This is a genomic window from Pseudoalteromonas sp. SG45-1, from assembly GCF_014164135.1.
In the GTDB taxonomy this organism is placed as follows: Bacteria; Pseudomonadota; Gammaproteobacteria; order Enterobacterales; family Alteromonadaceae; genus Pseudoalteromonas; species Pseudoalteromonas distincta.
In genome coordinates, this window is sequence record NZ_JACJEP010000001.1 from 204,098 (window position 1) to 218,471 (window position 14,374).

Consider the following 14,374-nt stretch of genomic DNA (forward strand, 5'->3'; position numbering starts at 1 on the left):
TTTACTTAACATTAACAACTGAGACACGGCAATGACCACACACACACACACACAAACACCTCTTGTCTCCAAGGAGATGGTGGTTCCCTTTATTTTACTTGTTCTGTGCTTTGCTGCATGGGGAGCTGCGGCAAACATGACTGATCCGCTAGTAAAAGTGTTTAGTAAAATTTTTACTATGTCGTCAGTGCAGTCTGCATTGGTACAATTTAGCTACTATGGAGCTTACTTTTGCCTAGCTATTCCGGCGGCATATATCAATAAACGCTTTTCGTATAAAACAGGTGTGTTAACCGGTTTAGGGATGGCTGCAATCGGAGCATTTTTGTTTTATCCCGCCAGCCAAGCAATGACTTATGGTTTTTTTTTAGTGGCTTTGTTTGTGTTAGCTGGAGGCTTATCTATTTTAGAGACATCAGCAAACCCTTATGTAATGGGAATGGGCACCCAACAAGGTGCAACTCGCAGGTTGAATTTGGCGCAATCATTTAACCCTGTCGGTACTAACATTGGTGTTTTTTTAGCCGCTACCCTTATTTTACCAAAGCTCAATACCGCAACCTCTGGTGAGCGCACAAATATGAATAGTGAGCAATTAACTAGCATTATAAGCGCAGAACTTGATGCAGTTATGGTGCCTTATGTTGGTATGGCTTGTGTGTTGGTTTTTATTTGGTTGGCAATTGCGTTTACTAAAACACCTAATTTTTGTAAGCAAAAAAAAGTCTCTAAGCATGTAGAATTTAGTGCAACGTTTAAGCGTTTGTTTAAAAATACCCATTACCGCTTTGGTGTTATCGCCCAGTTTTTTAATGTTGCGGCGCAAACTTGTGTATGGACATTTACCATCCAGTACGTAATGGAGGCACTCGATACAAATGAAGTTACCGGGGGAAGTATTTTACAATACAGTATGATCACCTTTTTAGTTTCTCGATTTGTAATGACCTGGCTTATGGGATTTATTCGTCCTGCCAAACTGTTAATGGCAACCTCTATTATTGCAATGCTGCTGTGTTTTTATATGGTGAAAATGCCAAATATAAGTGGCGTATGGGCGCTGGTAAGTATATCGGCTTGCTTGTCGTTAATGTTTCCAACTATTTACGCGATTTCACTACATGGGTTAGGCGATGATGCAAAACTAGGTGCTGCTGGTTTAGTAATGGCTATTTTAGGTGGAGCGATAGTTCCTGTATTCCAAGCTGTGTTTATTGATACATACAGTGTCGCGTTTTCTTATGTTGTGCCTGCGGGGTGTTTTATTATTGTTGCAGCTTATGCTGCATTTGATTTAAAAACAAAAGTCAGAGTATTCAATAATGTAGCGCCTTGCTAAATGGATTGAAAACCGAGCCTGAAGGCTCGGTTTTACTTTTTAACTTTTCTCATTTGTAAATCTTCTTTAACCCCAACCTTCATCGGATTAAGATATTAGGCATGTTGATATTCTTATTTAGTTGAAAAAATATGTTTTTAGATCTCACCGAAAATACCAACCAAAATGTTTACTCTTACTTAGTAGGCGGTATCAGCCCACGGCCTATCGCATGGATAAGTACATTAAATAGCGAAGGTATTGCAAATATTGCGCCTTATTCATTTTTTACTGTGGCTAGTTGCAAGCCAGCTGTTTTAAGTGTTACGCAAGTAAACCCTAGTGATAAAACGAATAAAGATACGCTCAGTAATCTAATGGCAACTAAAGAATGTGTGGTTAATATTGTCAGCCAAGAGCTAGTTGAAAAAATGAATCAAAGTTGTGCAAATTATCCTAGTGATATAAGCGAATTTGATGCAGCTAACATTGCCCAAGCTCCAAGTAAGTTAGTAAATGCACCAAGCGTTGCCGATTCAAAAGTACGGTTTGAATGTAAATTACGCGAAGTTATTAGTATTTCAAATGAGCCTGGCGGCGGAAAAATGATGTTGCTGGATGTAGTGGGTATTTGTATAGACGATGAAGTGATGAGTGGTGGCTATATTGACCCTGAATTATTAAATGCAGTGGGCAAAATGGGCGGCGATTACTTTAGTACAACCAAAGATAAGTTTTTGCTTAAAAGGCCACAGTTGTGAAATAATCGTTTACTTAGGAGTACAATAATAAAAGGATTTACGAATGTTTAAGTTCATTTTCACTTTGTTAATTGCTTTGCAAAGTTTTGGCTCTATTGCCACACAAGATAAAAAACTACCTATAGAAGTTTTTGCCGGCTTAAAAGATTTTAGCCAAGTTAAGCTATCCCCCAATGGTAAGAACCTCGCTTTTGTAAGAAACCATCAAGGGACTTTAATCTTAATGGTTAAAAACTTGGAGACGGGGGTTACAACACCAATTATAAACTCAAATAACCATACAGTGTTTTTTGATTGGTATAACTGGGCAAATGATGACGTACTGTTACTTGGTGCTCGCTATATAAAATATCAGTTTGGCGGAGTTAAATATACATCAACGCTTATGTATGCGTATAACTTTAAAAATGATAAAGGTCTTAAATTAGCTTTTAAAGCCAACACAGTAAGAGATGAAATCCAGCCACAATATTCAGACCGAATTGTTAGTTTTTTACCTGAAAAAGAAAATAAAATTTTAGTTCAAGGGGATTTTAAAATAGCAAATACCCCAGCAGTTTATGAGTTAGATTTAACCACATTACGTAAGACACAAATACAAAGACCACGCAGTAATGTAGTTACTTGGTTTGCCGACAGGCAAGGTAAAGTTCGTATTGCAAAAAAAATGGACGATACGCAATTTACTTACGATTATTTTGATGAGAATAAACAGTCGTGGGAAACTTTATTTGATTATGAGGTTTTTAGTAAGCAAAGTATTTCTATATTAGGGTTTGATAAAGACTCTAATTTTTTATACATCACTGCGTTACATGAAGGACGCGATGCATTATTTAAACTCAATTTAACGACTAAAGCTCGCGAGCTAATTTACAGTAATAGTAAATATGATTTTGATGGGTCTATTTTTTATTCACAACAAACTGGCGAAGTAGCAGGCTTTACTGATTCACATTTAGATGATGGTATTAAATATTGGGATAAAGACTTAGATAAATTACATCGTTCTTTGCGCGTATCGCTCCCTAAAGATGAATATAAATTAGACATTGTAAGTACCAGTAAAGATCAGCAAAAATATATACTCTATATCAGCTCAGACAAAACGTCGGGTAGTTATTTATTTGGGGATAGAGTAAAAAAGCAGGTGAGTGCAATTGCTGATGTTTATCCGCAAATAGATGCCTCTGTATACAGAGGCAAAAAGCGCATTAGCTACAAGGCAAGAGATGGCTTGAAAATAGAAGGCTATCTAACTCTACCAGTAGAATATAAAGAAGGTGATAAGTTACCAACAATTATATTTCCACATGGCGGCCCCATGGCAAGGGATTATGCTAATTTTGATTACTGGACAGCTTTATTAGCCTATAACGGATATGCTGTTTTACAGCCTAATTTCCGTGGTTCGAGTGGCTATGGGCACGACTTTTTAATGCAGTCAATTCAAGGTTTTGGTTTGGCTATGCAAGATGACTTGCAAGACGGTGCAAACTGGTTAATTGACCAAGGAATAGCACAAGCAGATAGCATTTGTATTGGTGGTGCTAGCTATGGTGGCTATGCAGCGTTAATGGCTGTAATTAAGCACCCAGAAACGTTTAAATGTGCAGCTAGTTTTGCTGGGGTAAGTGATTTACAGTATTTAGTGAGTAAAGCACGACACTTTACAAACAAAAATATCGTTAGAAAGCAGTTTGGAACTGATGATGATTTACTAGAAGCTAATTCTCCAGTGAATTTTGCTAAAAAAATAACAAGACCAATATTGCTTGTACATGGAACTGACGACAGTGTGGTACCTGTTTATCATAGTAGAGAAATGCAGGATGAACTTGATGATGAAGCAAAAGATGTAACTTATATTGAGCTTGAGGATGGCGATCATTACTTATCTTATCAAGAACACAGAGTTAAAACTCTTCAGGCATTTTTAGACTTTTTTGATAAACATTTGAAAAAATAAATAGCCAGACTCCAGTTAAATAGCAAAAAGACAACTTAGGTTGTCTTTTTTGATCACAATCTTCCTTTGTTTGTGCACATTGTTTGCACTTTTACTTGTTAACTTTGTTTTATTAAACGTTAAAGTAAAGGTTCAAGCATTGAAAACACTTCTTAAAACAAAAGCCGCTAATGCAACTAAGTTATTTGCGTTAAGTGCGCTTTGTATCGCTTTAAGCGCATGTAATAGCGATTCAACAAGTACTGCAACAGACGGCGATACAGTCAGTAATAGTGCTCCAACGGTTGATGCTGGTATTGACCAAACTGTTAATGCGGGCGATACCGTTTATTTAAGTTCAATGGTTGAAGATGACGGTGAAGTATCGGTTAGTTGGTCACAAACATCAGGCACTACCGTTAGTTTATCTTCAAGTACTGCAACGTCTACAGAGTTTGTTGCACCTGAAGTTTTAACCGATGAAGCACTTGTATTTGAAATTAGTGCAGATGATGGCACAAACGATGTCGTTGTAGATACAGTTATAGTTAATGTTATTGCTTCATCAGACTCAGATACAGTTGATAATAGTGCAAAACTTACCAGCTGGTTAATTAACAACGATACAACTTCTACATACATACAAAATAATGGTGCAGTGGTTGAAGATGTTCAATCAGTTGAGGTTGTTAGCGTTACTGAGGAAGATGCTGACGTTGAATACATGTATGTGCAAACTACTGACATTCCTAAATATGATGTAACGCTTACACAAGACCAAGTAGACGCGTTAAATAACCGCCCGCGTGCAGCTACCGATTTTTATAACGGTGTAACTTCTGCAGCAGTAGGGCAAACCATTTCCTTTGGTGAAGATATTGGCTATAACAGCAGCACTGAAAACTGTGATGACACAGGCGGTGCAGGTTATTGGCCTCCAGGACCGGGTTGCCCAACAGAACAAGCGGTTGAAGCATATTTTCCGCTAACACCTACCGATTTATCTGACGCTGAAACTTGCGAAACAGGTTTAGGTACAGTTGGCTTAATGGTTAATGGCACCAGTATATTTAACTGGGGCGATGGTATGAGCTACGGAAATAATATTTGGTATACATTAGCGCCCATTGCTGAGCAATATGATGTTGATGTGTGTGGCGGACATGCTGCTAACGGTGAATATCATCACCATTTTTATACTAGTTGCTTAGCTGATTTACTTGAAGATGATGGCGATGCGCATTCACCTATCTATGGGTTTGCAGCTGATGGCTATCCGCTTTATGGTCCTTATGAAAGTAACGGACAACTAGCATTAAGTGGCTGGGAAATGCGAGATTACGGTGCACCTACAAGTGAAGGGGGTTGTGGTACTGAGGGTGAGCGAAGCTGTACCTTAGTTGATCAATACGATGTTAGCCAAGGTACACAAACAAGTGATGCAGGTCCTGCTATAGGTGCACAAGTAACGACGCTCTCTGGTAATACATTGAATGCCGACGATGGTTATTACTTTGAAGATTATTACTACGCGCAAAAAACAGTAACCGGTGCTCAATTAGATGAGCATAACGGCCACGATACTAATGATGGTAAGGGTTATCACTACCATATAACACTAACGTTAGACAGTGATGGTAAATTACAGCCTTCTTTTCCTTATCAAATAGGGCCTCGTTTTAAAGGTCAATTAGCCGCTAATTCAATTGGTCGCTGTGATACTGGCGAAACAATGGGTCCACCACCGGGAATGTAAGGAGTAACTATGCGTTATTTTAAATACGCATTGATCCTAACAACTGCTGCGCTATTGAGCTTCAAGCTCTTTGCGCAGCAGGAAATGATGGATCATAGCCATATGCCTATAGCTGTGCCAAATGACACGCCAATCCCGGCATTAAGCCTTAAGTTATTAAAAGATAGTATGTCGGGTTATAACTTAATTTTAGATACACAGCGTTATGATTTGTCTGTGCCGCCAGAGGGCACGATGAACATGCAACAAATGATGGGCGTGACAACAAACCAAGACACCGGTTTTTTACAAGGTCATGCTCATTTATACATTAATGGGGTTAAAATACAGCGAATTTACGGACAAGCGTTGCATTTACCTGCTAACTTATTTAAAACTGGTATAAATACCGTATCGGTTACTTTAAATAATCATGGTCATATGTATTGGACCGCTCAAGGTAAAAAAATAGTTGCTACGCTGTATGTTAACGACCAAACCAAAGAGTTTATAACATACCGATTTGAGAGCTTTCCTAGCAAGGTTGAAAACACGCATTAATGAAAATTCATAATAAACTTTTTTTAATACTATTTAGTTTTACCTTTAGTGTTATTGCAGGGCTTGTGGTTCTTATACAGTGGAGCATAGGGCAAGGCGTAATTGATTTTGTTAATGCAAAAGAGGTGAAAGCGCTTGAACCACTTGTTGTGCAATTTGCAAAGCAATACGAACAAACACCCTCATGGGAGCATGTTGTCGGCAATGGCGAAAGCTTTAGAAAACGTGTTGAATCGCAATTAGAAAATAGCCAGTTTTTGCCTAGGCCACAAGAAGGCACTGGTCCGCGTGGGCGAATGATGCGACGACCGCCGCCAGATCATATTCGTTTGGAGGAAGATCGCCGCCCACCGCCAGAAAATATTGCTCACTACGCTTTGCTTGACGAAAATAAACAGCGAGTAGTAGGTAGATACCTCAGCGATTTAAAATATATAACAACCCCAATTATTGTTAACGATAAAATAGTGGGTTACTTAGCAGTTTCTAAAAGAGATAGCTTGGTTGATGGCTATGAGCTTGATTTTTTACAGCAGCAAACTAACTACTTATGGTTTATTGCTTTAGCTGCGGTATTGCTAACATTAATGGTTACTTTTTTATTGTCTCGTCACCTAGTAAGCCCTGTAAAGCAAATTGCTAACGGTATGCATCGCTTAACACAAGGTAATTACGAGACCAAACTCACACTTGAGCGAAAAGACGAGCTAGGACAGTTGAGCGAAGATTTTAATACGCTTGCATTTACACTCGCTAAAGATGAGCAAGTACGTAAGCGTTGGCTTGCTAATATTTCTCATGAGCTTAGGACGCCAATGAGTATTTTACTCGGTGAACTTGAAGCTATGCTACTTGGTATACGAGAACCGAACGCAAAAAATATAAGTTCGGCTAACGATGAAGCCCTACATTTAAAACGCTTAATAGACGACTTGCATATGCTCAATAGCGCAGAGTTAGGAGGTATGCACTACACTATGCAACCTACTGATATGGCGTTATTATTAAATACTATTGAGCAAAAGTATCAGGTTTTGCTTGAACAACATAATATAAAAATATACCTACTAAATAGCGCTAAACACATAACTGTACAAGCAGATAAAACACGCCTTTTGCAGCTACTCGATAATATTCTAATGAACGCAGTACACTATGCACAATGTACAACTATTTCTTTAACGGCTAATAATATAAGCATTAAAGGGCAAACTTATTTAGAGCTTATAATCGAAGATAATGGCGTAGGTGTAGATCAGTCGCATTTATCGCATTTATTTGAGTATTTATACCGAGTAGATAGTTCGCGTAATCGCCAAGAAGGCGGTTCTGGCTTAGGTTTATCTATTTGCCAGCATATAGTTAAAGGTCATAAAGGTGAAATCGCTGCAGAAAAAGCCAGCTTAGGCGGCCTTGCTATTATTATTAGATTGCCAACTATTTAGCTTATAAAATAAAGTTAAGGTTACTTACAGAGATGCCTATGAGTGAACAAATACTAATTGTGGAAGATGAAGTAAAGCTAGCTAACTTAATGAGTGACTTTTTAAGCAGCCATCACTTTATTACTCATCAAATACATCACGGGAATGAAGTATTACCTTGGCTTGAAATTAACAGGCCGAGTGTAATCTTGCTAGACATAATGTTACCAGGTCAAAGTGGTATTGAACTGTGTAAAGCAATCAGGCGCTTTTCAAATGTGCCTATTATTATGGTATCGGCAAAAGTAGAAGAAATAGATAGGCTGCTTGGGCTGGAATTAGGTGCAGATGATTATATTTGTAAGCCGTTTAGTTATGCTGAGCTGGTGGCACGCGTAAAAGCTATTTTAAGGCGATTAAATAACGCAAGTGACGTTACAGAGTCAACAATGAAGCTTGACGAAAGCAGCTATAGCGTAAAATATAAATCTAACAGCATAGAATTGACGAACTTTGAATTTCAGCTATTTAAACCTTTGTTTAACAACCCAAATCGTATTTATTCGCGCGATAGCTTAATGGACACTATGTACGCCGATCAGCGTATTGTGAGCCACCGTACAATTGATAGCCATATTAAAAAGTTGCGTAAAAAACTAGATGAAGTGACACAAACTGAAAGTGTTATCCAGTCTGTTTATGGGGTTGGCTACCGGTTTGTGCATCCACAGTAAGGTGGAATGAGCTATGACGATGAGTTACTCATCGTCGTCAGCATTTTTAATTCGCTCTAAACGGTCAAACTCTTCGTATTCGGCAGCTTGGATTTCATCAAGAATAGAATCTACATCAGCAAGTTCGTCGCTGTCTTCAAATTCACCTGTAAGCGTTGAATTAGGCGTTAAATTGGCCTCTTCAAATAGTGCCCACATTTCTTTAGCGTATTGAGTTTTTAGTATGCTTGGCGCAAATTCACCATAGTATCGGCGTATGTTATTGACATCGCGTGCGAACATAGCTTGTGCACTGTTATTTGCTGAGGCGTTAACGGCTTGCGGTAAATCTATAATTACAGGGCCGTTATTATCTACAAGTACATTAAACTCAGATAAATCACCGTGTATTATACCTGCGCAAAGCATTAGCTTAATGTAATGTATCATGAGTTTATACTGCTCAATCGCTTGCTCTTCACTAAAAACGACATGTCCTAGTTGAGGGGCTACGTTACCATCTTCATCAGAGACGAGCTCCATAAGCAGCACGCCATCAATACAAAAGTAAGTATCAGGAACACGTACACCCACGCCAGCTAAACGAGATAACGCATCAACTTCGGCATTTTGCCAAATTTCTTCTTCTAATTGGCGGCCATAGCTAGAGCGTTTACCCATAGCACGCGCTTGGCGTCCACCACGTACCTTTCGGCCTTCTTGATATTGTGCCGCTTTTTTAAAACTACGTTTAACCGCATCTTTATACACTTTCGCACAGCGAATATGTTCACCACAACGCACAATAAATACATCGGCTTCTTTACCGCTCATTAGTCGGCTTATTACTTCGTCAATAAGGCCATCATCAACAAGAGGTTGTAGGCGTTTAGGTATTTTCACAGATTGCCTGCTAAGTAGGGTTGGTTATTAATCATTATTTATGAAAGTGCTCTGTATTTGTTTGTTTAATTGGCTCAAGCAGTATATCAGCTTTGAGAATTAAGGGCAGTAACACTACTGCCAGAGAGTAATTAATCGTATTATTTTATTAGCTTATATATTGATTGCAAAGCAATCAACCAGAACTTTTTTTGAATCATCAGTTTTTATTAAAAATAATTTATTACTTCCTCATTATTTGCACATTGTTTGCGTTTTTAAAGCGTAAGCTTAGTTTAATTCTTAAATACGAGGTTATTACTATGAAGCATTTTTCAACTCTTGCCACTGTGGCAATATTATCTATTGCTTTTTCAGCTAATGTAGCTGCTCGAGGCGGTGACAATCCTCCTGAAAAACCTGACTTTTCAACTATTGATACTGATGGTGATGGCGTAATCAGCTTTGAAGAGTTTAGTGCTAAAAAACCGCCGCACGGTGATGCACAAACAATTTTTGATTCTATAGATGCCGATGGTAATGGCGAAATTAGTGAACAAGAGCTTAGCGATCATAAACCACCTCGTCGTGAACGTTGAAAGGATACTAAAATGATTAATAATATTGGCAGCAGCTCTGTGAGTTTTGTGCCGCAACAAAGTAGTCAAGCTGCAAAATTAACAACAGAGCAAAGTGATTTTGTTAAAGAAACGCTTGCACAGTTTGATGCAGAAAACTTAACTAGCGACGATGCGCAAAGTATTCAAGCTGCATTTAAAGAACAAGGTATTGAACCAACAAAAGAGCTTGCTGATTTAATGGGCGAACTCGAGTTTGATGCTAAAAGCATTGGTGATGCAGGAAGAGCAGAAGGTCAAAGACCGCCGCCACCGCCACAAAACTCATTAGAATCAGTCGATACAGACGAGGTAGTGAGCTACTTAGATGAGCTCTTAACTGAGTATTCAAACCAGTTGTCTGATGAAGATAAAGAATCAATCCTTGCATCAGTGCAAGAGAAGTTTGGTTTAAGTGAAGGCGATTCACTGCTAAATGTAACTGCTTAGGTGTTATTACTTAGAGTAAAGCTGACTGTTACTCGAAAGTCTTAAGTCCAAAGCCCAACGGTTAATTCTGTTGGGCTTTTTTATTGGCTTAATTTAATCGTGTTTCTATTTTGCTGGTGCCATCTTCTTCGGTAAATTTAAATACAAAATCTTTTTTACCGTCTTGGTTTATATCTACCAGAAGAATATCTTTATTATTTTTAGGCAGCGTTAGCTTTAATTTTTTGCGTTTATCATTTAGCAGTGAGTCTTGCTCTCCATAATAAATATACAGCGTTTTTTTACTGTATTTGTATACCGCATCAATATAGCTATCGCCGTTAATGTCACCTAAATAGAGAGCCGGTTCTGATTCATCGCCATTCATCCCCACTTCCATTTCTAAATCAAGTTCAATACTCGATTTATTGGCAAATGAGCCGTCGGGTTGCTGCTTATAAAGATTCATTTCTACATCTACATCAGTACTGCCACCGCCTAATGCCATAGAGGCGATAGTACCTAAGCCAATATCTAAGTCCATTTTTTGTAAATCAATTAAGCCATCATTATTAAAATCAGTTTTGAGCAATAACTCACTAGGGCCCTGTGTTTCAAATAAGGTAATGGGCGTATTAGCAAAACCTTTAGCACTCCCTAGGTACAAAGTATGTGCTATTTTTATATCTAGCGAGTCCATACCTTGTGTAGGCTTAAACTGTCTGGTTGTAAAATCTAGAAATCCGTCGTTATTAATATCAATAATTTGCTTTATTTTGCGAGTCTCGCCATTGCTTAGCTCGCCTAGCTCAATGCTAAAATCAATTGAGGTGAGCTTTTTCTCAAAGCCCTCTGAATTAGCAAGTAGTACATCTGCTCCAAAGTCATTTGAAAAAACCAGGTCGTTTAATCCGTCGTGGTTAAAATCGATAACCACAGGTTTATTGTTAATATTAACTTCTAAAGAAAGCCCTTTTCCTGAAAAGCGGCCTTCATATTTAGGTATTTGCTTAAATTGGTTAGGCTTAAAGCTGCCATCTTTATTTTGAATGTATAAAGTACTGCTTGCTAACCCAGGAATGAAAATATCGCTTAGACCATCGTTGTTAGCATCGAAAACAAAGTCTACTTTTTCAAATTTATCTATTTTTAATTGATTAAGAACCGACTCATAATTAAACAACAATGTTGGTTTACCTGCTTGGGCTTTATATACGCCATCACTTGTTAGTACGAGTGCTTGTTTATCGGTGATGTTAGCAAGTGTTGCCACATCAAACCCGATGGCGTTTTTTGGTAAAGCAAGTTCACTACTAAGTGATGTAAGTAAATTGATGGCTTCTAATTGTTTTAATTCTTTATTATATGCAAATAAAATCTCTGAATCGGTTGATACTAATTCATCCGTTGTTTTTATTGCCATTGTTTGAGCTATAACGCTTATGGGGGTAAGTAAAGTGATGAGTGAATAGCAAAGTGGTTTTATCATGCAAATTCCTTTTTTATATTTAGTTGTATCGTTAAAATTTTTATTATTTAAGCAGCGTCAGCGCATAATTTTACGTACTATCCAGCGCTGGGGCTTTTTCGTTTAAACGTAATATACATATGTAAGTTGGATTATATTTAGCCTACGCTAATTATTATGTACTGGGTGTAAGCAATTGTAAGATTATGTTTTAGGAAGGGGCTGTTGACCTTTAAGGATTGAAATTTGTTCAATCTAAGGACGATTTAATCGCGGCGCGAGGTTTGTAACCTAGTAACAAAGAGTCTATCTCCCTAGGCAGAACCTTTGGGCAGCGCATGTTTGGCATTAATACTACGTTATCAACTATGTATGGTTAATAACCACACTTCATAGGCTCTGCCTTGCTTAAATACCAGACAGTCTACTGCAAATTCAACCTCAAAAAATAAACAGGCCCTAATAAGAAAGGTAGCGCATAACTCATATGGCAGCTAAGCGCTTTTAGAGGTGTTTGCTATTAACTACATTGCTTATTTTGCTCATTTAAATAAGCATCTACAAAACCTACTTCCATCGGTTTTGAAAAGTAATAACCTTGTAGGTGAGATACACCAATTTTAGTGAGTGTGTTTGCTTGCTCAATAGTTTCAACGCCTTCTGCAACAACAGTAAAATCTAAAGTAGAGGCCATTTGTACAATTGCATGAATAATACTTAACCCTCTTTTATCCATATTTTGAATAAAGCTTCTGTCTATTTTTACTATATCTACACCAATATCAAGCATGCTTGATAGTGATGAGTAGCCTGTACCAAAATCATCAATTGAAATACAAAAGCCTTGTTTTTGTAGTGCTTTAACGGCTGTCAAAAATGTGAGTTTATCCTCGGCAAATACTGACTCAGTAATTTCTATGTGTAGGTTTTTAGGTTCTACCTGGTGGCGATTTACTATTTTTAATACCTTAGATACAAAATCAGGATCTTGTAGCTGAATAACCGATACGTTTACGCTTATAGCAATTTGTGGTTGTAAGTGACTTAATTTTGTTGCTTGTATACATGCCTGTTCTATTACCCAAATACCTAACTCGGTTATTAAACCGTATTGCTCGGCAATAGCTATAAATTCATCAGGGAAAATATTTTCACCATCTAGTTGCCAGCGTAATAATGATTCAAAAGAGGTTACTTTTGAGGTTTTGCTATCAACAATTGGTTGAAATACTAGCCTTAAACTATTTTCTTCTATGGCACTGGCTAGGCGTTGACTCAAAAGATACTCTCTTTCTTGTATTAATTTGAGTGAATCGTTATAAATATTCATATTGCCTTTCGCGATGCGTTTTTGGTGATACATTGCAGTATCAGCAGAGCGAATTAAAGTATTAAAATCACTCCCGTGCTCAGGATACATGGCAATACCAATAGTTGCAGATACCCATTTTTGATATTTATATGTTTCATGCTCGGCACCAATGCTTTGAAGTACTTTATCTGCAAACTCGATAAGCTCAGCTTGTTTTTGATACGTTGCTAAAATTAAAAACTCATCCCCGCCCCATCGGCATTTAAAAAGCTGTTGATTGCATACATTACTAATTCTTCGTGCTATTTCTTTTAATACTTTATCGCCTACTTTATGACCCAACGAATCATTTATTTGTTTAAATCCATCTAAATCTACGAATAATAAAGCAAAGGGTTCTTGAGGGTTGTCTGCTAGTTGTCTGTTTGCATTTTTTAAAAATGCGGTTCGGTTTAATAGATTTGTAAGTGGATCGGTATTAGACAGGTGGTAAATTTCTTCAGTGCGTTGCTCTACCTTGTTTTCCATTTCATTAAGCAGCTCTCTGTTTTGGTTTTTGAGCTTGATTGCGCTGTGTGTAAATGTGGCTGATTTGTACGATGAAGCCACCATAATAGCAGTAAATGCTAGGCCTAAAATACCGAGGACAGAGTTGTAGTTTTCGTTAGAAAAGGTTAATAAAAAAGAGTAGGGCGCCAATAAAATAATGCTATAGAGTACAGCGGTTACTCGGCTTCCTGAAAGCAGATTTGCAGAGCCTCCTGCGAAGGCAGATAAAATAGCAATCGTGGTCGTCGTCTCTATTGCTGATGAGGTGCTATGAAACCAAAGTGCATACCCACACCACGATAGCGCAGTTAAAATACACCCGGTTGAAAATCTTTTTGAGTATGTGTCAGCATTAAATAACGGGCTATCCTTTTTGGTTTTATAAAACCACATTACATCAATAGCGCGAGCTGCTAATAAGACAACCATAATGCTTAGCCAGATACTTTTTTCGTAGGATATTTTCTGGTTATTTAAATCAAAAGCAAACACTAATATAAAACTGACTACAATCGAAATGGCAATGCCAGAGATGGCATTAGAGTATAAAATTTTAACGGTTTCTCTGCGTTCTTCACTATTTAGATTTTTATATGGCACTAAGTAAAACCTTATACAAAAGTCACTCCAACTAGCGATGGAGAAACGTTCAAGAAA

General features: G+C 37.8%; 12 protein-coding genes. 9 read left to right on the top strand and 3 right to left on the bottom strand.

All coding sequences use genetic code 11. The features are described 5' to 3' along the window. The first annotated feature begins 31 nt into the window (after window positions 1-31). The 7 genes from fucP (at window position 32) to H5117_RS00920 (ending at window position 8,481) form a co-directional block, all read left to right on the top strand. Window positions 32-1,339 carry an L-fucose:H+ symporter permease gene (fucP, locus tag H5117_RS00890; protein WP_029753314.1) on the top strand — a complete coding sequence of 436 codons (1,308 nt, stop codon included), beginning with the start codon at window positions 32-34 and terminating at the stop codon, window positions 1,337-1,339. Window positions 1,340-1,470: 131 nt separating this feature from the next. Next, window positions 1,471-2,079: a flavin reductase family protein gene (locus H5117_RS00895; RefSeq protein ID WP_182712565.1), complete on the top strand. Its 609-nt coding sequence runs from the start codon at window positions 1,471-1,473 to the stop codon at window positions 2,077-2,079. Window positions 2,080-2,122: 43 nt separating this feature from the next. Then, window positions 2,123-4,048: a S9 family peptidase gene (locus tag H5117_RS00900; protein ID WP_182735971.1), complete on the top strand. Its 1,926-nt coding sequence runs from the start codon at window positions 2,123-2,125 to the stop codon at window positions 4,046-4,048. Window positions 4,049-4,127: 79 nt separating this feature from the next. After that, complete coding sequence (locus H5117_RS00905) at window positions 4,128-5,783, top strand: YHYH protein (protein ID WP_182733501.1); 1,656 nt, start codon at window positions 4,128-4,130, stop codon at window positions 5,781-5,783. Window positions 5,784-5,792: 9 nt separating this feature from the next. Continuing rightward, on the top strand, window positions 5,793-6,323 hold the full coding sequence (locus H5117_RS00910; RefSeq protein ID WP_024597033.1) for a hypothetical protein: 531 nt from the start codon (window positions 5,793-5,795) through the stop codon (window positions 6,321-6,323). Continuing rightward, window positions 6,323-7,768: an ATP-binding protein gene (locus H5117_RS00915; RefSeq protein WP_182735972.1), complete on the top strand. Its 1,446-nt coding sequence runs from the start codon at window positions 6,323-6,325 to the stop codon at window positions 7,766-7,768. Before H5117_RS00910 ends, H5117_RS00915 begins: the two co-directional genes overlap by 1 nt. 38 nt (window positions 7,769-7,806) lie before the next feature. Then, a complete protein-coding gene (locus H5117_RS00920; protein WP_024597035.1) occupies window positions 7,807-8,481 on the top strand; it encodes a response regulator in 675 nt (224 codons plus the stop codon). Between the two features lie 24 nt (window positions 8,482-8,505). On the opposite strand, the gene H5117_RS00925 is transcribed toward H5117_RS00920, so the two are convergent. Next, entirely contained in the window at window positions 8,506-9,363 is an 858-nt protein-coding gene (locus tag H5117_RS00925) for a PA4780 family RIO1-like protein kinase (protein WP_002958167.1), read from the bottom strand. A gap of 302 nt (window positions 9,364-9,665) precedes the next feature. On the opposite strand from H5117_RS00925, the gene H5117_RS00930 reads away from it, so the two are divergent. After that, window positions 9,666-9,941: an EF-hand domain-containing protein gene (locus H5117_RS00930; protein ID WP_007581281.1), complete on the top strand. Its 276-nt coding sequence runs from the start codon at window positions 9,666-9,668 to the stop codon at window positions 9,939-9,941. Window positions 9,942-9,953: 12 nt separating this feature from the next. Next, window positions 9,954-10,409 (top strand): hypothetical protein, encoded by a 456-nt coding sequence (locus H5117_RS00935; RefSeq protein ID WP_024603529.1) that lies wholly within the window; start codon window positions 9,954-9,956, stop codon window positions 10,407-10,409. Between the two features lie 88 nt (window positions 10,410-10,497). Here the strand turns inward: H5117_RS00935 and H5117_RS00940 are convergent, their stop codons facing one another. Beyond that, the gene (locus H5117_RS00940) at window positions 10,498-11,877 is read right to left on the bottom strand and encodes a VCBS repeat-containing protein (RefSeq protein ID WP_024597037.1); all 1,380 of its coding nucleotides are present in this window, start codon (window positions 11,875-11,877) and stop codon (window positions 10,498-10,500) included. 499 nt (window positions 11,878-12,376) lie between these two features. After that, a complete protein-coding gene (locus H5117_RS00945; RefSeq protein WP_024597038.1) occupies window positions 12,377-14,317 on the bottom strand; it encodes a bifunctional diguanylate cyclase/phosphodiesterase in 1,941 nt (646 codons plus the stop codon). Between the last annotated feature and the right edge of the window lie 57 nt (window positions 14,318-14,374).